The sequence below is a fragment of the Metabacillus rhizolycopersici genome (genome assembly GCF_020075705.1).
In genome coordinates, this window is sequence record NZ_JAIQUM010000015.1 from 65,564 (window position 1) to 86,627 (window position 21,064).

A 21,064-nucleotide genomic window follows, 5' to 3' on the forward strand; every position below is an offset into this window, starting at 1 on the left:
TATGCAAATAAGTTGGTAATCTTATTTTTCGCCACCAAACCATTTTGCGATTAATTCATCAAGTTCACCATTTTCTTTCATTTCAATTAATGCATCGTTAAATTTCTTTGTAACTGGACTATCCTTTTGGAAGGCTACAGCTGATCCAGCATCTCCTGCTGCTTCAAGTTTGAAACCTGTTAAATTTTTGTCTGTTTCAAAATAGCCATCTGCTACTGCAGTTTCAATAATCGCCGCATCAAATCGACCCGTTTTCAATTCCTGAATGATGTCCGAAATTTTGTTTCGATTCTCAATTTTAATCGTAACTTGTTTTGAAAGCTCTACTGCTGCTTCTTCTTGAATAGATCCTAATTGAACCCCGATTGTTTTATCTTTAAGTTCTTCAACGCTTTTTAGATCATTATCTTTCAATGTAATAACCGTTTGATCTTTTGAGTAATAAATGTCTGAAAAATCTACATTCTCTTGACGTTCTGGTGTTGGTGTCATCCCTGCTAACACGATATCAATTTGTTTTGCTTGTAGTGCAGGAATTAAACTATTAAAATCCATATCTTGTACTTCAATCTCATAGCCTGTTTTTTCTGCTAATGCATTCGCTAGATCGATATCAAATCCTATAATGTCGCTGCCCTTTGCCGTATCAATATATTCAAATGGTGGATAATCAGCTGACGTTCCCATTTTCAATACTTTCTTTTCTTCTCCAGATCCAGATGATGCGTCATTGCTTTCTTTTGTACTTGTCCCACATGCAGCTAATATACCAACTACAAAAAGACTAATAATTAACAATGATAATTTTTTCATAATAGTTTCCTCCTTTAATATATAATGATTCATATGTTATTTTTTAATAGTATCCAGTTAATAATTATTCGATATGTTGTATTTTAACACAGGTTAATAATTATGCAATATTTATTCATAAAAAACCTATTATTGAAATATTTCGAGTATTATATTATTTAAATATATTTTTTCTAAATGATATGCTCTCCTAATTAGTAAATGATTTAACTTTAGTTTTCCTTTCAGACCTTACACTATACCTATCCACAAAAAAAGAGATAATCTCAAAGATATCAAGGCCCTAATTGGATCCGATATTTTTGAAATTACCTCTTTATCTTGTGCATGCATCTAGATCATGTAAGTTTATATTTCTTTACAATGCTCATCAAACGCAGATTGAAGCTTTGCAACAACAGACATTGGATCATGTCCTTCAATCTCATGACGTTCTACCATTGTTATTATCTTTCCATCTTTTAGTAGAGCAAAAGATGGTGATGATGGTGGGTAACCAGTAAACAGTTCACGAGCACGTGCTGTTGCTTCCTTATCTTGTCCTGCAAAAACAGTAACGAGATTGTCTGGGCGCTTGTCATAATGGATGGCATGAGCTGCAGCCGGTCTTGCAATACCACCTGCACATCCACAAACACTGTTAACCATAACTAAAGTTGTTCCTTTGCTGTTTAATGTTTCATTTACTTCTTCAGCCGTCTTAAGCTCTGTATACCCAGCTGCCACAATTTCTTTACGAGCCTGTTTCACAACATCATTCATAAATAAGTTAAAATCCATACTCAATGAAAACCTCTCCTTTTCTAAACAATAATTGTATTTTACCAAGCTTTTTATAAAATGAGCAAACAGATAGCTTAGGAATTATTATTTACAAAAAGGTCCAACAGATCAAATGCACTCGCCGCAACACTTTTTTCGCCCTTCATGACCGCATTTTCAAAATAAGAAACATGCTGATTTATCTTTGGGTGATCATAAAACTGTCGATACAGCTCTTGCTTTACTAGCTCATGAAACCAGTTTCGTTGTTGCTCACTCCGTCTCTCGAAAAAGATATTGCTTTTTTTCGTATCGCAATCAAATTGTTGGATGAGCTGCCAAATATTCTTAATCCCTGTTTCCTTTAAAGCAGAAGCTGTAACAGCTCTTGTTGTCCAGCCTTCTGTATATGGTTTTAAAAAATGGAGAATGGTGTTATACTCACGCATTGCTTTATTTGCATTTACAACGTTGTCACCATCTGCCTTATTGACAACAACTAAATCTGGTAATTCCATAATTCCTTTTTTCATTGTTTGTAGTTCGTCCCCGGCACCCGTTAAAACAAGCAACAAGAAAAAATCTACCATATCCCTTACGACAAATTCCCCTTGTCCTACCCCCATCGTCTCTACAAGAATGACATCATAACCAGCTGCTTCACATAATACAATTGTTTCCCTTGTTTTTCGACTAACCCCACCCAAATTACCTCCAGATGGTGACGGTCTAATAAAAGCATGGGGATTTTTAGATAATCTCTCCATTCTTGTTTTATCTCCCATAATACTACCTTTGGAAATCTTGCTACTCGGATCCACTGCCAGCACAGCGACACGGTATCCGCTATTGCATAAATACGTACCAAATGAGTCGATGAACGTACTTTTCCCAGCACCAGGAACACCTGTAATGCCAATTCTGATAGCGGAACCTTGTTTTTGTAATAGTGCCTCAATCATTTGTTGAGCCTTTTCAAAATGTCTTTTCGCATTACTCTCGACTAAAGTAATCGCTTGGGCTAGGATGACGCGATTACCTTTGACAATCCCTTCAATAAACTCATTTACTGAAATGTCATCTTTCTTCCGAATATGATCCATCATTCTTCGATTTCCTCATAGCCTAATCGTTCAAATATCTTTGCTAACACCTTCATTGCAGCAATTGGGATAACAGTACCTGGTCCAAAAATTTCAACAGCGCCCATTTCTTTTAGTTCAGCATAATCCTGGAATGGGATGACACCGCCAATAATGACAACGATATCTTCTCTTCCCAATTTCTTCAATTCATTGATAAGGAGCGGGAGAAGTGTTTTATGTCCTGCAGCTAATGAACTCATTCCGACAATATGCACATCGTTTTCGATCGCTTGTGCAGCTGTTTCAGCCGGCGTTTGGAAAAGTGGACCGATATCAACATCAAAGCCTAAATCTGCAAATGCGGTGGCGACGACTTTCGCACCACGGTCATGTCCGTCTTGACCCATTTTTGCAATTAATATTCTTGGACGTCTACCTTCAAGCTCATAAAATTTTCCAGTTCTCGCTCTCACGGCGTTTATTTCTTCTTGATTTGAAAATTCAGAGCTGTATACACCACTAATCGAGCGAATCATCGCTTGGTGACGTTTACTAACCTTTTCAATGGCAAATGAAATTTCTCCTAGTGTGGCACGCTGGCGAGCCGCTTCAACAGCTAACTCCAGTAAATTCCCTTCTCCTTCTGCTGTTGCTTTTGTGATTGCTTGCAAGGCTTGATTCACTAGCTCTTCCTTTCGATTTGCTTTTAATTCTTGAATTCTTTCGATTTGCTTTTTTCTTACTTCCGTATTATCAATCGTCAATATATCAAGCGTATCCTCTTTTTCGAGCTTAAATTTATTCACACCCACGATTGTTTCTTTTCCAGAATCAATTTTAGCTTGCCTTCTCGCAGCAGCTTCTTCGATTTTCATTTTTGGAAGTCCTGTTTCAATTGCTTTTGTCATGCCACCAAGGCTTTCAATTTCATCAATATGTTGTGTAGCCCGTTCAATGAGCGAGCTCGTTAAGGATTCCACATAGTATGATCCCCCCCACGGATCAATGACGTTACAAATTTCCGTTTCATGTTGCAAATAAAGCTGTGTATTACGCGCAATTCTCGCCGAGAAATCTGTAGGTAATGCGATTGCTTCATCCAATGCATTCGTGTGCAGCGATTGTGTATGCCCCATCGCAGCAGCATGCGCCTCAATGCATGTACGAACCACGTTATTGTATGGGTCTTGTTCTGTTAAGCTCCAGCCAGATGTTTGCGAATGCGTTCGTAAGGCAAGCGATTTGGGATTTTTCGGGTTGAATTTCTTAACAATTGCTGTCCACATATAACGCGCCGCCCGCATTTTTGCAACCTCCATAAAATAATTCATCCCAATTGCCCAAAAGAACGATAATCTTGGTGCAAATTGATCGATATCAAGTCCTGCCGTCAAACCTGTTCGCAAATACTCAAGTCCATCAGCCAATGTATAAGCGAGCTCAAGATCCGCGGGTGCTCCAGCTTCCTGCATGTGATAGCCGGAAATACTAATACTATTAAACTTCGGCATATATTTTGCTGTATATTGAAAGATATCAGCAATGATTTTCATTGATGTTTCGGGAGGATAAATATACGTATTGCGCACCATATATTCTTTTAAAATATCATTTTGAATTGTTCCTGATAACTGTCCTTTCGCAACGCCTTGCTCCTCAGCAGTAACGATATAAAACGCCATAATAGGCAAAACGGCACCGTTCATTGTCATCGAAACCGACATTTCGTCTAACGGAATTCCATCGAATAATAACTTCATATCTAGAACTGAGTCGATTGCAACACCCGCTTTCCCGACATCACCCGTGGCACGTGGATGATCAGAATCATAGCCACGATGTGTCGGTAAATCAAAAGCAACGGACAACCCTTTTTGTCCCATTTCTAAATTTCGACGATAAAATGCATTGCTCTCTTCTGCTGTTGAAAATCCTGCGTATTGTCTGATTGTCCAAGGTCTATTCACATACATTGTGGCGTACGGTCCACGTAAATATGGTTGAATTCCAGGGTAAGTATCTAAATGAATTCGTTTTTCAAGATCCTTTGCTGTGTACTTCGTTTTGACTTGAATTTGCTCGTTTGTACGGAAAAATGTCGGAGAAGTGTCGGGAGTAGCATTTGTTTTTAAAAGTTGTGATTTAGAAATCGTTCGACGCCTCATCAATTTCTAACCCCCAATTTGTGATGCAGAGTCACTAAAAACGTATACGCATTCATGTTCGGTGAAAGAAAACCTTCAAATCCGAACTCTTTTATTTTTTCTTCATGACCATTCCTATAGATATAAAGATGCACTTTTTTATTTGCGGTTTTTAATTTCGTTATTAGCGATGAATGAATCGATTTGTAATCCTCGTCTTTTCCACAAAAAATAATGACCTCTTCGTTAGATATTGATTGAAATTGATCATAAGGAATAGCTTCAACTGTTACTCCACCTGTCGCGAGGATGCCTGTGACAAAATCAAGGCTTGGTTTATAGTCTTTTAAACACCCAAAACTGATGACAATAGCTTTTGGATGATGTCCTTTTTTTTGAAAATAATTTTGAGCATCCGTTCTAAGCTGCTCAAAATGCTCAACCAGACGTGATTGTTTCAACGGCTGAATTTGCAGCTCTTTTTCTTCCCCCATCGATTTAATCATTGGTAGATCTGCCTTTTCACGAACAGCTAACAGTGCATCTTGAAAAGAATCAACAGGTTTCACTTGTTGACGATTTTTCTCCTTCATTTTTACTTCTTTTATTTCAGTCACCTGCTCAGAAAGGTTCGCAAAAGCGGTTGTTCCGATGATAATCTTGTTTCTATGATTAAGATCAGCACGTCTTTTCTCTAGTATAATTCCTAGCTTTTTTTGTGGTATTCCCGCAATCAATTCGTTAAGGAAGCCACCCTTTTCATCAATTTCTTGTATTTCCTTCCATGCCCGTTCAGCTAGTTCAGTTGTTAATGCTTCAACATAGAAAGAGCCACCAGCAGGATCCACAACTTTAGAAAGTAGGCTTTCTTCCTTTAAAATAAATTGAGAGTTTCGAGCAATTCTTTCACCGATTTCCCCCGAATCTGACAGAACGGAATCAAAAGGTAGAATCGTTAATTCATCAGCACCAGCAACGGCAGCTGAAAAACCTTCCGTTGTTGTGCGAAGAAGATTGACATGCACATCGTTTCTTGTTTTATTAAATGTTGAATTCATTGTATGAAGATAGATTTTCTGCGAGGGTTCGCTTCCTCCTAATGCGTGTATTAGGGAAGCCCATATTTGCTTTGCAGCTCGAAGCTTTGCAATTTCCATAAAATAAACGGACCCAACCGCAAAAGAAAAGCTTATATTTTTCGCAATGACATCAATTGAAATACCACGATTAAGAAGCTCATTTACGATATCTAATGCATGTGAGAAGGTGTAGATTAACTCTTGAAGTGAATGGGCACCAGCTTCATGGTAAAGGCTGCCCTGAATTAGTAAGCAACGCACATGACACTTATTCACTTGACACCATTTAATCGTGTCAGCAAGATAATCCAATTGTGTTTGAAGAGATATTGTGCTTTTTCCATTCCGTAATAAACTTTCATAAGGATCAAAACCTAACGTTCCTTTTAAAGTTTGCAGCTCATTTTTCTCGAGGCGCTCATGTAAAAATAACGAAATGATGCCAAGTTCTTCTCCAATATCAAAAAAAATTGAATCCTGTTCCCAGTCAATTTGCTGAAAGGCAAGTTTAGCATCCTGCTTACTTTTTAAAAAGCTAAAATTTTTAAGATAGAAGGAATGCTGCCCTCTCTTTTTCGCAGCGACAATCTTCTCACTTAACCTCTTGCTATCTTCAGCGAATAGAGCTTGACTAATTATCCAATCATTTGTAGCTCGATGATCATTTCCACTAAAATGCTGCCTCAAATCAGAATCTACTTCCGTATATAAAGGCTTAAGCGTAATTCCTTCGTATGTAGCTGAATTGAGAAACTCAACCGACTTCCCCTTTAAAGCTTTCTCAGCCTCCGCTTTCCAATCGTTCCATTGACCCTTCGCACGGATCATGTCCTGTTCCTCTCCCATGAAGTGCTTCCTATTCGGAAGCCCACCCCCTTGACCTAAAAAATTCATGATCATCTTACTTCATATTATGCGAGAGTATGGATTAAACAACCAATGAATGCGCTACCAATCTAAAAATACGTAATTGTTCAACGGATCATATTTTATCCCATATAACAGGCAGTCATCCCCCTGCCACTTTTTAATAACTTAAAAAGAGTGAAGCTGGGAGATAACTGCCTGTAAAAATCCGTTAAGACTAACGTTATTTTCCTGTACTATACGTTCAATAAATCGAGGTCGTTTCCTTTGATGTATTTTCTAAAATTTCCTTCACACGTGCTAAGAAAAGACCGCTAATAAATCCATCTAACACTCTATGATCAATAGATAAACAGAGGTTCACCATATCACGAACTGCAATCGCATTGTTAATGATAACAGGTCGTTTCACAATAGATTCGACTTGTAAAATAGCAGCTTGTGGGTGATTAATGATTCCCATCGATTGTACGGACCCGAATGCGCCTGTGTTATTTAATGTAAAAGTACCACCTTGCATATCGGCTGATACTAGCTTTCCACTGCGAGCTTTTTTCGCTAGCTCAGTAATTTCCCTAGCAATACCTTTGACTGTTTTTTCATCTGCCGCCTTAATAACTGGGACAAATAATGAATCATCAGCAGCAACCGCTATGGAAATATTAATGTCTTTCTTTTGGATAATCTTATCTTCAGCCCACATGGAATTAATTTGTGGGAATTCCTTTAACACTTGCGCAACAGCTTTTACAAAGAAGGCAAAAAAGGTTAAATTGAAGCCTTCTTTTTTCTTAAATCCTTCTTTCACTGAATTTCGGTATTCTACAAGATTTGTTACATCCACTTCCATCATCATCCAAGCGTGGGGAATTTCAGTCCTGCTTCGAACCATATTTGCTGCGATTGCTTTGCGAACGCCAGTAACAGGTATTTCGATGTCACCCGGTACTGTCGACGGCGGAGCTAGCGGTTGTAATTGTTTTACCTTTTCTATTTCTGCTCGAGTAATCGTTGACACGATTTCTTCGGTAACATCTTGTTTGATAGCTCCTACCTTTGGAATAGATCCACTTTCAATAAGCTGTAGAAGGTCTTTTCTTGTAATACGTCCTCCAGCACCAGTGCCGTTCACTTGCTCTAGATCAATATCATTTTCTTGTGAAATTCTGAGTACTGCAGGAGAATAACGTTTTTTATTTGGTTGTTCTTCTTTGTTAATTTTCTCTAACTCTTGCTTTGCAGGACGATTATTTGTTTCTACTACTGCTTCTACACCTGATACACCTGCTACTTCAATTGTACAAATGGCCTCTCCAACAGCTAAAGTTGTTCCTTCTTCTGCAAGAATTTCTTTAATTACGCCACTAAACGAGGATGGAACCTCTGCGTTTACCTTATCTGTTGTGACTTCTGCAAGTGGATCATATTTATTCACTTTGTCACCTATAGAAACGAGCCACTTACTAATCGTACCTTCTGTTACACTCTCACCTAACTGGGGCATGATAATTTTTTCGATTGCCACTGTGAAACCTCCTTGGTTAAAGGCTAAAATGAAATGCTATAATGCGTTGAACAACCTTCGGCTAAATAAGATGTTCATGGCTAAAAGGTGTTCGATTCTTACCTTTAAACCAGTCGTTAGATCCTATAGACAGTCAGGACGTAGACATGATCGTTGTGACTGCCATTCCACGTCATGTCTGACCTAAAATAAGAAAAGCGCAAGCGCCTTGTTCAGCCTCAGGCATGGCATAAGACGCACATGAATAGAAAGCGTTCTTTGCCTTCAATTCATGTGTGGCTTATGATCCCGAGGGGGCTAGGCGCTGAAGCTAGACATCAAAACTAAGTACAAAAACTTATACTTTCTTATCTGATTAAAAAGACTTAGAATTCTGCAAGTTTACGCATGGCTGCTTCCACCTTATCTGGATTCACCATAAAATGCTTTTCCATTGTTGGTGCGTACGGCATTGCTGGAACATCAGGACCAGCTAACCTCATGATTGGTGCATCTAAATCAAATAAGCAGTTCTCTGAAATAATCGCTGCGACCTCACCGATAATGCTTCCTTCTTTATTATCCTCTGTTATGAGAAGGACTTTCCCTGTTTTAGCTGCTGCTTCAATGATTGCATCTCGATCTAATGGATAAATTGTTCTTAAATCTAATATATGTACCGAAATACCGTCATCCGCTAATCTTTCGGCAGCTTGAAGTGCAAAATGTACACATAAACCATATGTAATAACAGTTATGTCTTCTCCTTCACGTTTCACATCTGCTTTTCCAATCGGAAGGACATAATCATCTGCAGGGACTTCACCTTTTATTAAGCGGTATGCCCGTTTATGTTCAAAAAATAAGACAGGATCATCATCTCGAATTGCCGCTTTTAATAAACCTTTTGCATCATAAGGTGTAGAAGGAATGACGATCTTCAAGCCAGGTTGATTCGCAAAAACAGCTTCAACTGATTGTGAATGGTAGAGTGCCCCATGAACACCACCACCGAATGGAGCACGAATCGTAATCGGACAACTCCAATCGTTATTCGTCCGATAGCGAATTTTCGCAGCTTCAGAGATAATTTGATTAACAGCTGGGAAGATAAAATCAGCAAATTGCATTTCAGCAATCGGTCGCATCCCATACATCGCCGCACCAATCCCGACTCCAGCAATAGCAGATTCTGCTAGCGGTGTATCCATGACTCGCTCTCCACCAAATTTATCATATAACCCGGCAGATGCTTTAAACACTCCGCCTTTTCGGCCTACATCCTCACCAAGCAAAAATACTTTTTCATCGCGCTCCATCTCTTCACCCATTGCCATCGTAATAGCATCTATATATGAAATTACAGTCATATTTTCTCCCCCTTACTCTGCATAAACGTATTTTATTAGATCTTCTGGATCCGCATATGGAGCCGCTTCTGCATAATCGGTAGCTTCATCCACGATACTCATGATTTTTTCTACCATTTCTCTTTCGATTTCTTCTGTTAAAACGCCAACTTCTTTTAGATAAGCAGTAAATGTTACCATCGGATCATTTTTCTTTGCTTCTATTACTTCATCCTGTTCACGATAAATACGATCATCATCATCACTAGAATGTGGTGTTAAACGGTAAGATAGTGTTTCGATTAAAGTAGGCCCTTCACCGCGTCGACCACGATCTGCAGCTTCTTTCACAGCTTCATATACTTTTAGTGGATCATTTCCATCAACCGTTATACCTGGCATACCATAACCAATTGCCCGATCGGAAATTTTCTCACAAGCCACTTGCTTATCATAAGGAACAGAAATAGCATACTGGTTGTTTTCACACATTAAAATGACGGGTAATTTATGAACTGCCGCGAAGTTTGCTCCTTCATGAAAATCCCCTTGATTTGAAGAACCTTCACCAAAGGTTACAAACGTCACTAAATCCTTTTTCTCCATTTTACCAGCTAATGCGATACCAACAGCATGGGGAACTTGCGTCGTAACAGGTGATGAGCCTGTCACAATCCGATTTTTCTTCTGGCCAAAATGCCCAGGCATTTGTCTTCCTCCAGAGTTTGGGTCTTCTGCTTTCGCAAATGCAGACAACATTAAATCCGTTGCAGTCATCCCAAATGCTAGGACAACACCCACATCACGATAGTATGGAAGGACATAATCCTTATCCCTATTTAACGCAAAAGCTGCTCCAACTTGTGCTGCTTCTTGTCCTTGACATGAAACAACAAATGGAATTTTACCAGCACGATTTAATAACCACATCCGTTCGTCAATTTTTCTTGCCATAAGCATTGTCTCATACATATTTAACACATCTTCATTTGTTAGACCTAACGATTGATGACGATTTTCTGTCATATTATTACCTCCTTTGAAATAAACAAAAGCGCAAGCGCCTCGATCAGACCCGACAGGCATAAGACGCGTATGAATAGAAGGCGTTCTTTGCCTTCAATTCATGCGTGGCTTATGACCCCGAGGGGCTAGGCGCTGGAGCTGGATGCTGTGCGCTTATCCACAGTACAAGAATTTTATAGTTACGCTAAACGGGAACAAAAGCGCAAGCGCCTCGATTAGATAGACATAGCCGTTAGCGCTAGATACTAAAACTAAGTTCAAATCTACTCCTTTTAGATCGACTTGGTAAGACGTAAGATTTTAAAAATGAATCGCCTTACCATATACTGCAAGTGCTGCCTCTCCCATTGCTTCAGATAATGAAGGATGAGGATGGATCGTTTGCGAAACCTCCCACGGAGTAGCATCTAATACTCGAGCAAGCGCGGCCTCTGAAATCATATCGGTTACATGTGGGCCGATCATATGAACACCTAGAAGATCATCTGTAGCTTCATCAACGACGAGCTTGACAAATCCATCCGTTTCTCCAAAGACAAGTGCTTTCCCAATTGCTTTAAATGGGAATTTTCCGACCTTTGTTTTAAAACCTTTTTCTCTTGCTTGAGCTTCTGTATACCCAACACTTGCAATTTCAGGTGAACTATATATGCATTTTGAAATGAATGTTTCATCGATTGGCTTTGGTTTTTCGTTTGCAATATGCTCAACAGCTACAATTCCTTCATGTGAAGCTACATGTGCTAATTGCAAACCACCAATTACATCACCGATTGCGTAAATATGTGATTCTTTTGTTTGGTAAAATTGATTTGTCGTGATATAGCCCTTTTCTACCTTGATATCGGTATTATCAAGACCAATCCCATCACTATTCGGTTTCCTGCCAACAGATACAAGGATTTGATCGGCAGCAAATGTTCTTACTTCACCTTGTTGCTCAGCTTTGATTGTAGCTTGCTTCCCTTTTTCCAGGGTCTCAGGTAACACTGTCGCACCTGTAACAATCGTAATTCCTCTATTTGATAATAAACGTTCCATTTCTTTAGAAATCTCTTTATCTTCTGTTGGTAAAATGCGATCTGCATATTCGATCACAGTAACTTCTACACCAAAGTCTGCTAGCATAGAAGCCCACTCAATTCCGATGACGCCACCGCCAACAATAATCATTGATTTTGGTAACTGCTTTAAATCAAGTGCTTCGTCTGACGTTATGACAACTTCACCATCAATCTCAAGTCCTTTCAGACTACGTGGTTTAGAACCTGTTGCGATAATAACATTTTTGGGGATAAGCATTTCATTTTCTTCCCCATTATTCATCTCAACAGAAATCGTTCCAGGTATCGGTGAAAAAATAGAAGGACCTAATATTCGTCCTATTCCTTCATATATGTCAATTTTCCCTTTTTTCATGAGATGTTGAACCCCGTTATGAAGCTGATCAATAATTTGTTGCTTTCTAGCTTGTACCTTTAAGAAATTCAGTTTAATTTCAGCTGTTTCAATACCAAACTCTTCACTTTTTTTCGCTGTTGTATAAACCTCCGCACTTCTAAGCAATGCTTTACTCGGGATACAACCTTTATGCAAGCAAGTTCCACCGAGCTTGCCTTTTTCGACGATTGCTGTTTTAAGGCCTAATTGTGAGGCGCGGATTGCTGCCACATAACCGCCAGTTCCGCCACCAAGTATGACTAAATCATATTCTGTTGCCATCATCTCGCCCCCTGCTTCGTATAGGTATAGTGTCTAATTACTTGTAAATCCTTCATTTTATGTATCAAAAGACTTTTGAGGTCATTGTTTCATTCGGGTATTGTTTCGCAGCTTCTTCGTTCATTAATACCCTTAGGGCACCCTCTGCAAGCGCGAGTAACTCGTTTTCACCTGGAAACACAAGAACATCTGCAATCCAATCAATATAGAAGGAAATCTCTTTTACGAGTTTCCGTTCATAAGCTAAACTACCTGTTAAAACAATCGCATCAACCTTCCCCTTTAAAACAGCGCTTGCGGAACCAATCTCTTTGCCGATTTGATACGCCATTGCAGAGTAGATAAGTGATGCATTTTCATCTCCAGCTTCAGCCATCTCCTGGACCTTTTCTACATCAGTCGTCCCTAAATAACCAATAAGACCGCCTTGACCTACAATTTTTTGCATCATTTCTTCACGGCTAAACTCCCCTGAGTAACACATTGAAATAAGATCTCCTGCAGGTATTGTTCCAGCACGTTCCGGACTAAATGGACCATCACCATGCAACCCGTTGTTCACATCGATCACTCGCCCATACTTGTGAACACCTACGGTAATCCCACCACTCATATGGATAATAACCAAGTTCATTTCTTCGTATTTCTTCTTGAAATCAGATGCTACACGCCGCGCGACTGCTTTTTGATTTAAGGCATGAAAGATACTTCTTCTTTCAATCGTAGGAACGCCAGATATTTTCGCGATTTCTTCCATCTCATCAACAACGACCGGATCTACGATATATGCAGGTATGTTTAAGCCACACGCAATTTCATTGGCAATGATCCCACCGAGGTTTGATGCATGATCGCCAGCAAATCCGTTTCTTAAATCGTTAAGCATCTGATCATTTACAAGGTAAGTTCCACCTTCGATTGGACGGATTAACCCACCACGCCCACAAACTGCATTGAGCTTAGAGATATTGATGCCTTCTTCGTCAAGAGTCTCTAAAATTGTTTGCGTACGAAACTCATATTGATCAATAAGGGTTGAAAACATACTAAGCTTTTCGCAATCGTGTCTTAATGTTTTTTCAAAAATGGAACGATCATTAGCAAAAATACCAATTTTCGTCGACGTTGATCCTGGATTTAGGGTAAGGATTCGATATTCATTCACCTGCAATCAATAACCTCCGTCATTTTATATTGTTCTTTAATTGAAATGGCTGAAATGCAAGAACTGAACATGTATCGAGAAATTTGAAGATAGGGGCTTTCAAGACTCCTAACTTCGACACGATTCATTATTGCTTGCGACTTAAAATATGGTGTCCATTTTGTAAAAATTGACTACGTGAATTTCTAAGCCGCTCAATTCGCTCCTCTGCTAAGCGATCAGCTGCTTGATATGTTGGAATACCATCACGTTTCGCAATTTCAATGACTCGAGCAATATTGTTGTAGATCCCTTCAACCTTTTTCAGGGCACGCTCACTATTGTAACCATATAATTCATCTGCTACATTGATAACACCACCGGCATTAATCACATAGTCTGGGGCGTAAACAATCCCCATATCATGGATCAAATCTCCATGCTTTGTATCTTTTAGCTGGTTGTTTGCTGACCCAGCAATAACTCGAGCTTTTAATTGAGGAATTGTTACATCATTAATTGTTGCACCAAGAGCACATGGAGCATATATATCACAATCCACACCATATATCTCATCTGGATCTACAGCTTTTGCATTAAAATCCTCTACCGCGCGGCGCACTGCCTCTTTATTAATGTCAGTAACTATTAGCTCGGCACCTTCCTCATGCAAATGTTTACATAGTGTATATGCAACATTACCAACCCCTTGAACGGCAACAACCTTGCCCTCAAGTGAATCCGTTCCAAACGCTTCCTTCACGCAAGCCTTCATTCCACGATAAACGCCATAAGCAGTAACAGGTGATGGATTTCCCGAAGAACCAAAAGCAGGAGAAATCCCCGTAACATAATCGGTTTCTTCATGAATGATATCCATATCTGCGACAGTTGTTCCTACGTCTTCAGCTGTAATATAACGTCCATTTAAGCCTTGGATATAACGACCAAAAGCACGGAACATCTCTTCATTTTTATCTTTGCGTGGATCACCAATAATAACTGTTTTACCACCACCAAGGTTTAAACCTGCTGCAGCATTTTTATATGTCATTCCTCGCGCTAAACGGAGTGCATCTTCAATCGCATGTTCCTCAGAATCATATGTCCACATCCGTGTTCCACCTAAAGCAGGACCAAGCGTTGTATCATGGATCGCGATAATCGCTTTTAACCCTGATTGTTTATCCTGACAAAATACCAATTGTTCATATTCGTATTTTTCCATATATTTGAAAATTTCCATGATGTCTGTTCCTCCTCGAATGGTTACTTGTTGGTCGAACAAATCGCCAATGCTAGCGAATAGAGCTTACTTTCAGGCGAATCCGACCGACTCGTCAAAACTATTGGCGCCTTTGCTCCGGCAATAACCGCCCCCACCTTTGCTTTTGCAAAATAAATCAATGATTTATACAGCACATTTCCCACATCAATTGTAGGTACGAGCAGTATATCCGCTTGCCCTGCTACTTCATTTTCAATTCCTTTACATTTCGCTGCGACTGACGAAATTGCATTATCAAGCGCAAGTGGTCCATCGATTATACAGTTTCTTATTTGTCCTCTTTTATTCATGAGTGTTAAGGAAGCTGCGTCTATTGTTGCTTGCATTGCAGGGTTCACAACCTCCACAGCAGCAATTACAGCAACTTTTGGCTCCTCAACCCCAATAGCCTGTGCAATTTCAACAGCATTCACAACAATTTGCTCTTTTTGCTGCAAATTAGGCTCAACATTTATTGCAGCATCTGTTACAATTGTAAACTTTTGAAATTCTGGGACTTCAAAAATTGCCACATGTGATAACACCTTTTCTGTTCTAAGACCATATTCTTTATGTAAGACTGCTTTTAAAAACATTGCAGTTGAAACGCTACCCTTCATTAGAACAGATGCTTCATTTTGACGAACAGCTCGCACAGCTAATTCTGCCGCTTGTTCCTTTGTTCTTGCTTGGACAATTTGAATATGATCTTTGCTAACATTTTTTTCGCGTAATAACGTCTCAATTATTTCCTTTTTCCCAAAGAGGATAAAATGAGCAAGATTACGGTTTATCGCTTCTGCTACTGCTTCGATAACCGCTTCGTCTTCTGCTGAAGCGACCGCAACTACTTTTCCATCACATTTAGCTGCTTCGAACAGCAGATTTTCTAGCTTCATTCAAATTTCATATCCTTTCAAGATGTTTTCATCTTCTTTAATATTTAAAGGAACAAAAGCGCAAGCGCCTTGATCAGCCCCGACAAGCATAAGACGCTTTTGAATAGAAGGCGTACTTTGCCTTCAATTCAAAAGTGGCTTATGACCTCGAGGGGCTAGGCGCTGGAGCTGGATGTCGTGCGCTTATCCACAGTACAAGAATTTTATAATTTCCTAAACGACTAAGAAAAGCGCCTTGATCAGCCTCGGGCAAATAAGACGCTCAGGAATAGAAGGTGTTCTTTGCATTCAATTCCTGAGTGGCTTGACCCAAGAGGCAGTCAAGAACGCGACGTCCTGTCGCATTGACTGCACTTGCACGTCCTGTGCTTCGGGGCCAGACGCTTGCGCTGGACAATTCTCGAAGCCAAAACTTATAAATTCTGATATCATAAAAAAATGCGCCAACTAAATAGTGAAACGATGGTTGATCACATTCGTAGTTTGACATTGAATGATTTTTCACAAATTCACCTTTATATCATATAACGAATATGCACTTTTTTGCAAATATTCTTCTTCATTTCATGCTAGTATTTGCAAGTTGATACTTTTCCATCTTATAATATAAACTTCTTAATGAGATCCCCAAAGCTTTTGCTGTTTGAGTCCGATTATACTCATGAACTTCTAATGACTGTTTGATAACCTCTGCTTCAACTCTCTCAACAACATCAGCTAATGTTTCATCATCATTATGGACGAAATCGTTATTTTCTTGTGTGTTACGTTCCTTTGTCTGTCTCTGAAGTAACGGAATATGCTTCCCCTCAATCTTCTTTTCATGGAGTTCCATCGAAATAATTACTTTCCCCAGGACATTTTCAAGCTCTCTTACATTCCCTGACCAATCGTATTGCAATAAACATTCCATTGCATCAGGTTTGATTGTTTCAATATTTCTACCATAGTCTTGATTTAATTTTTGAATGAGTCGTTCACATAAAGGAGGTATATCTTCTTTGCGATCTCTAAGTGGTGGGATTGAAATTGGATAACGATTTAGCCGATAATACAAATCCTCGCGGAAACTTCCCTCTGACATTTCTTTTTCAATATTTACATTCGTTGCAGCGATCACCCTTACATTAATGGGGACAGGGTTCTTTTCACCAACTCTAACAATCTCATTTCTTTGTAATACCCGCAGGATCTTCACTTGCATGTTTACTGAAAGCTCACCTATTTCATCTAACAAAATAGTGCCATTGTTCGCCTCTTCAAAAAGCCCTTTTCTCACGCCACGGTTCGTTTCTGTAAAAGCACCTTCTTCATATCCGAAAAGCTCGCGTTCAAGCAAGTCTTCAGAATTCACCGCACAATTCACCCGAATAAATTTGTTGTACTTTCGATCACTAGCATTATGTATTGCTTGAGCAAAAAGTTCCTTTCCTGTGCCAAACTCTCCTCTTAGAAGCACGGTGGCGGATGTTTTTGCAGCCAACTTTGCTTGTTCAATCACCATTTTCATTTCTTCACTTACTCCGATAATATCCTCAAAAGAATACTTCGTTTCTAACGTTCGAATAATTTGTCTTGCTCGATTTAATTTCGTTGTCAGCTTTTCAATTTCGGACATATCTTGAATAACACCAACGCTCCCCTTTAACTTGCCATTCACTATTACAGGTGATACATTAACAATGACTTCGCGATTCGCAGGACCTACCTTCATTCTGACACCTCGGACCTCACGCCTTGTTTGTAATACCTTCATATGCATACTTTCCCCTTCAGAGATATCAGCTGCTGCAGGCTTTCCAATTATTTGATTTTCGTTCAAACCAGTCAATTTTGTATATGCGCGATTAATAAGAAGTCCCAGTCCCTCTTCATCAACGACCGAAATTGCTTCTTCTGACGATTCAATGATAGCTTCAAGCATAAATTGAATATCCTTTAAATTCGTTACTTCCTCCGCTAAGTTCACCACATCTGCTCTATCTTTAAAATGCGCTAATGCACCAAGGAGCTTCCCTGATTCATCAATCATCGGAATTCTTGTTGTGATAATTTCCAAGCCATTCTCAAGTACTTGTTCTTGATTTGTTTCAACCTCTCTAGTAGTTAGCGTTCGCGCCAATTTGCTCGAAGCTACAACCTCATTGATCATTAACCCAATCGCTTTTTCACGAGGAAAACCAGTTAACTCCTCTGCTTCTCTATTAAATAAGATGATTTTTTCATTTATATCAATGGCAATCATGCCCTCATTCATCGAGTCTAGGATTGTTTGTTGCTTGTTCATTTTCTCTTTAAGCCTCGTCATTACCATTTGCTTTTCTTCACCTAGATCAGCTAGAAAACATGCGACAGTTCCGGGAACAATGGCCGTATTCGGCGATTTTTCTTGTTGTAGCTGGTCCATGATCTCATCGCTCCCCGTTGTTTCTATCACGATATTGATATCATTCTTAATTAGAGACTTCCATTGAACACTTGCTACGATGCCTAGTTTCCTAGCTAATTTCATCCCTTGTGCAGATTCATCTTTATCGACAATTGCTACAACTTCCATAAAATTCGTTTTAACCATTTTCTTTAATAGAGCTGTTCCATCCTGACCAGCGCCAACTATTAATACTCGTTGCATAACCCATTCCCCTTTATATCACATTGACTAATAAGTACGGACATCTTTCTCAATATTACTTTTGCAAAAAATTGCATACCTCTATCATAGCCTATTGAATAATACTTGACAAACACCAGCTAGAGAAAGACAATTAAATTAGAACAAAAGCGCAAGCGCCTTGATCAGCCCCGACAAGCATAAGACGCTTTTGAATAGAAGGCGTACTTTGCCTTCAATTCAAAAGTGGCTTATGACCTCGAGGGGCTAGGCGCTGGAGCTGAATGTCGTACGCTTATCCACAGTACAAGAATTTTATAGGTTCCTAAACGACAAGAAAGGACTCTATGCATATGTCAAGAATTATTGCACTTATCATAATGGTCATTCCAGGTATACTAGCAGCGTTAGGTGTTAAACTAATGCGCGATATGACGTTTGGATTTCTCCAACCGCCAATTCCATTTTTGTGGCTACAATTTTTATTGGGTCTTTTCCTATTTTTAGGTGGAATTAGCTTTATTGCAGGCTTTGTTTTTTATAGGGATCGAAAACAAAATAAAGTACAGAAGCGGTTTTCTAAGAAGTAAAAAAAGCAAGGTGAATACAACTAGCTAGACAATGATTCATTGTTAACAAGGGAAAGGAGGGAATTTCTAACATGAGACCATTACAAATATCTGCTGAGACAGCTCAGAAGCTCGCAAAGTCACTTAATGTTCCACTTGAGCAGATTATGCGCATATGCCACAACATATTTTAATCGCTAAGCTTGCTGAACTAAATAGCAAAGAAGGGACTGAGAAAGGCTAACTAGTCTTTCTCCTTTTTATTTTCTCCCTTGGATTTGATTCAACGAACAAATACACCCACAAGCACTTCGAATCATAACACCCACGTTGATTTTTATTCGCTTAATGGTAACTGTCATCTAGTTAACGACAAAAGTTATGAAGTACCTGATTTTTCACTCATAAGAAGAGGCACATCATAATATATTTGACTTTGATCATTTACAGATTTAATCCACCGAAAGAATTTATCCTTTCTTTCAAAATGTGCACTAGGATTTAAGGTTGCAGGATATGGAGAACCATACGGGACTACAATGGGAAGCAATAAGGTTAAAAACAAATCTTCATCACACCTTAAGTATTTTTTATATCCTATGTTGTCAATTTGAATCAGGTACTTGAAAACCTAACAACAAAAAAGCCTTCTATTTGATTAGAGTTATCCAATAAAGTAGAAGACTTTCTATCATCCGAATTTCACTAAAAATCAGTTGGTCGCTAAATTGTATTCATTGGACACCTAGGTTCGTAATCCCCAAAATACAATTTTGCGCCCACCTTTTTCACAGTAGTAGTTTTAACTACTCAGCTAGCTTTATGCTCCAAACGTAATTTATCAGCAACCATCGCGATAAATTCTGAATTTGTCGGTTTCGCTTTTGTCATGCTTACCGTATATCCAAATAACGAAGAGATCGAATCGATATTTCCACGACTCCATGCTACTTCAATCGCATGGCGAATCGCGCGTTCAACACGGCTTGCTGTTGTATTGTATTTCTTTGCAATGTCTGGATATAACACTTTTGTAATTGAACCCAATAATTCGATATCGTTATATACCATCGAAATCGCTTCACGTAAGTAAAGATATCCTTTAATATGTGCAGGTACACCAATTTCATGGATAATACTTGTGATGCTAGCATCAAGATTTTTACCTTTACCGTTGGATTCATTTGACATTCTCATTGAAGAGTGAGCACGTTTTATGATTGGAGCAGCATTGCCACTAACTTGACGAATATGGCTTGCTAAGCCTTCCATATCAAATGGCTTTAAAATAAAGTAGGCTGCGCCAAGATCAACTGCTTTTTTTGTAACATCTTCCTGACCGAATGCTGTTAGCATGATAACATTCGGTTGTGGACGATCTAATTGTCTTAATCTTTCTAATACGCCTAATCCGTCTAAATGAGGCATAATAATATCTAATACAAGTACATCAGGTTCTTTATCCTTTAACATATTTAAACATTCTTGACCGTTGTAAGCTACGCCAAGAACCTCGATATCACCTTGACTAGAAAGATATTCCTCTAATAAACCAACAAGCTCACGATTATCATCAACAATACAAACCTTAATTTTATTCATATATCTTCCTCCCCTGTCTCGTTTTGCCACTTTCTCTTATATCTATACATGATTATATATCATACATTTCGACAATGCGTATATAATTCCTTTATTTTTTTATAAAAACTTTTAAAAATCGAGAATATCTTATTATTGCTTCATTTTTCTCTTAATTTCGATGAAATATTCTATTTGACAAATTTAATCATCGCGTTTTTGTCGAATAATCTTTTCATCTTCATTTTACATTGAATAGTACGAAATTAAAAGAAGAAAATTTTAAAGCGAGAATTACCTCCATCTTTTCAAATAGTTATCCATCACCTATCTTCATTGTGTTCCTTAAATGTTTTACTGACCGTGAAAGATGAGATAAACCATTTTGATTGACACTTGGATATATTTACAAAAATCCTATTTATATCTTTTCACCTCTAGTACTTATTAATCCTTCTTTCACTTCAGAAAAAAAGATTCATTCAATTCTAAAAACCGCCAAGAAAACTTAGTTTTCTGTGATGCACCCCAAAAGTTAGAGTTGAAAATCTAACCTTTGGGGTGTTTATTTATGACTAAATATAGTGATGAATTTAAGATTATGGTAGTTCGAGAATATCAAGAAGGAGAGCTTGGATATCA

Annotated in this window: 15 protein-coding genes and 1 pseudogene; 2 read left to right on the forward strand and 14 right to left on the reverse strand. The window is 38.7% G+C overall.

Annotation, left to right across the window (positions count from 1 at the left end):
* Positions 1-21: 21 nt before the first annotated feature.
* From K9V48_RS09465 to K9V48_RS09525, 13 genes are all read right to left on the reverse strand, one after another.
* Positions 22-813 carry a transporter substrate-binding domain-containing protein gene (locus tag K9V48_RS09465; protein WP_224138639.1) on the reverse strand — a complete coding sequence of 264 codons (792 nt, stop codon included), beginning with the start codon at positions 811-813 and terminating at the stop codon, positions 22-24.
* Positions 814-1,161: 348 nt separating this feature from the next.
* Positions 1,162-1,599, reverse strand: a complete 438-nt coding sequence (locus K9V48_RS09470; protein ID WP_224138640.1) for a BrxA/BrxB family bacilliredoxin — start codon at positions 1,597-1,599, stop codon at positions 1,162-1,164.
* A gap of 71 nt (positions 1,600-1,670) precedes the next feature.
* Entirely contained in the window at positions 1,671-2,681 is a 1,011-nt protein-coding gene (meaB, locus tag K9V48_RS09475) for a methylmalonyl Co-A mutase-associated GTPase MeaB (protein WP_224138641.1), read from the reverse strand.
* Positions 2,678-4,825 carry a methylmalonyl-CoA mutase gene (gene scpA / locus K9V48_RS09480; RefSeq protein ID WP_224138670.1) on the reverse strand — a complete coding sequence of 716 codons (2,148 nt, stop codon included), beginning with the start codon at positions 4,823-4,825 and terminating at the stop codon, positions 2,678-2,680. Before scpA ends, meaB begins: the two co-directional genes overlap by 4 nt.
* On the reverse strand, positions 4,825-6,729 hold the full coding sequence (locus K9V48_RS09485) for a methylmalonyl-CoA mutase family protein (RefSeq protein WP_224138643.1): 1,905 nt from the start codon (positions 6,727-6,729) through the stop codon (positions 4,825-4,827). Before K9V48_RS09485 ends, scpA begins: the two co-directional genes overlap by 1 nt.
* Before the next feature lie 265 nt (positions 6,730-6,994).
* Positions 6,995-8,275 (reverse strand): dihydrolipoamide acetyltransferase family protein, encoded by a 1,281-nt coding sequence (locus tag K9V48_RS09490; RefSeq protein ID WP_224138645.1) that lies wholly within the window; start codon positions 8,273-8,275, stop codon positions 6,995-6,997.
* Between the two features lie 365 nt (positions 8,276-8,640).
* The gene (locus K9V48_RS09495; RefSeq protein WP_224138647.1) at positions 8,641-9,624 is read right to left on the reverse strand and encodes an alpha-ketoacid dehydrogenase subunit beta; all 984 of its coding nucleotides are present in this window, start codon (positions 9,622-9,624) and stop codon (positions 8,641-8,643) included.
* Positions 9,625-9,636: 12 nt separating this feature from the next.
* Positions 9,637-10,629 carry a thiamine pyrophosphate-dependent dehydrogenase E1 component subunit alpha gene (locus K9V48_RS09500; RefSeq protein ID WP_224138649.1) on the reverse strand — a complete coding sequence of 331 codons (993 nt, stop codon included), beginning with the start codon at positions 10,627-10,629 and terminating at the stop codon, positions 9,637-9,639.
* Positions 10,630-10,929: 300 nt separating this feature from the next.
* The gene (gene lpdA / locus K9V48_RS09505) at positions 10,930-12,351 is read right to left on the reverse strand and encodes a dihydrolipoyl dehydrogenase (protein ID WP_224138651.1); all 1,422 of its coding nucleotides are present in this window, start codon (positions 12,349-12,351) and stop codon (positions 10,930-10,932) included.
* A gap of 64 nt (positions 12,352-12,415) precedes the next feature.
* Positions 12,416-13,522 carry a butyrate kinase gene (gene buk / locus K9V48_RS09510; protein ID WP_224138653.1) on the reverse strand — a complete coding sequence of 369 codons (1,107 nt, stop codon included), beginning with the start codon at positions 13,520-13,522 and terminating at the stop codon, positions 12,416-12,418.
* Between the two features lie 121 nt (positions 13,523-13,643).
* Complete coding sequence (bcd, locus tag K9V48_RS09515; RefSeq protein ID WP_224138655.1) at positions 13,644-14,741, reverse strand: branched-chain amino acid dehydrogenase; 1,098 nt, start codon at positions 14,739-14,741, stop codon at positions 13,644-13,646.
* 23 nt (positions 14,742-14,764) lie between these two features.
* Positions 14,765-15,661: a phosphate butyryltransferase gene (yqiS, locus tag K9V48_RS09520; protein ID WP_224138657.1), complete on the reverse strand. Its 897-nt coding sequence runs from the start codon at positions 15,659-15,661 to the stop codon at positions 14,765-14,767.
* Between the two features lie 559 nt (positions 15,662-16,220).
* Complete coding sequence (locus tag K9V48_RS09525; protein ID WP_224138659.1) at positions 16,221-18,293, reverse strand: sigma-54 interaction domain-containing protein; 2,073 nt, start codon at positions 18,291-18,293, stop codon at positions 16,221-16,223.
* A 332-nt stretch (positions 18,294-18,625) separates the two neighbouring features.
* Here K9V48_RS09525 and K9V48_RS09530 point away from each other — a divergent pair, with 332 nt between their 5' ends.
* Positions 18,626-18,862: a DUF2627 domain-containing protein gene (locus K9V48_RS09530; RefSeq protein WP_224138661.1), complete on the forward strand. Its 237-nt coding sequence runs from the start codon at positions 18,626-18,628 to the stop codon at positions 18,860-18,862.
* 71 nt (positions 18,863-18,933) lie between these two features.
* Positions 18,934-19,085: pseudogene (locus tag K9V48_RS09535) on the forward strand (YycC family protein).
* A gap of 566 nt (positions 19,086-19,651) precedes the next feature.
* On the opposite strand, the gene spo0A reads toward K9V48_RS09535, so the two are convergent.
* Positions 19,652-20,443, reverse strand: a complete 792-nt coding sequence (spo0A, locus tag K9V48_RS09540) for a sporulation transcription factor Spo0A (RefSeq protein ID WP_224138663.1) — start codon at positions 20,441-20,443, stop codon at positions 19,652-19,654.
* Positions 20,444-21,064 lie beyond the last annotated feature (621 nt).

Coding starts and splice junctions, on each gene's coding strand:
- K9V48_RS09465 (WP_224138639.1), bottom strand. CDS start 813: ATGAAAAAATTATCATTGTTAATTATTAGTCTTTTTGTAGTTGGTATA.
- meaB (WP_224138641.1), bottom strand. CDS start 2,681: ATGATGGATCATATTCGGAAGAAAGATGACATTTCAGTAAATGAGTTT.
- scpA (WP_224138670.1), bottom strand. CDS start 4,825: ATGAGGCGTCGAACGATTTCTAAATCACAACTTTTAAAAACAAATGCT.
- K9V48_RS09485 (WP_224138643.1), bottom strand. CDS start 6,729: ATGGGAGAGGAACAGGACATGATCCGTGCGAAGGGTCAATGGAACGAT.
- K9V48_RS09495 (WP_224138647.1), bottom strand. CDS start 9,624: ATGACTGTAATTTCATATATAGATGCTATTACGATGGCAATGGGTGAA.
- K9V48_RS09500 (WP_224138649.1), bottom strand. CDS start 10,629: ATGACAGAAAATCGTCATCAATCGTTAGGTCTAACAAATGAAGATGTG.
- lpdA (WP_224138651.1), bottom strand. CDS start 12,351: ATGGCAACAGAATATGATTTAGTCATACTTGGTGGCGGAACTGGCGGT.
- bcd (WP_224138655.1), bottom strand. CDS start 14,741: ATGGAAATTTTCAAATATATGGAAAAATACGAATATGAACAATTGGTA.
- yqiS (WP_224138657.1), bottom strand. CDS start 15,661: ATGAAGCTAGAAAATCTGCTGTTCGAAGCAGCTAAATGTGATGGAAAA.
- K9V48_RS09525 (WP_224138659.1), bottom strand. CDS start 18,293: ATGCAACGAGTATTAATAGTTGGCGCTGGTCAGGATGGAACAGCTCTA.
- K9V48_RS09530 (WP_224138661.1), top strand. CDS start 18,626: ATGTCAAGAATTATTGCACTTATCATAATGGTCATTCCAGGTATACTA.
- spo0A (WP_224138663.1), bottom strand. CDS start 20,443: ATGAATAAAATTAAGGTTTGTATTGTTGATGATAATCGTGAGCTTGTT.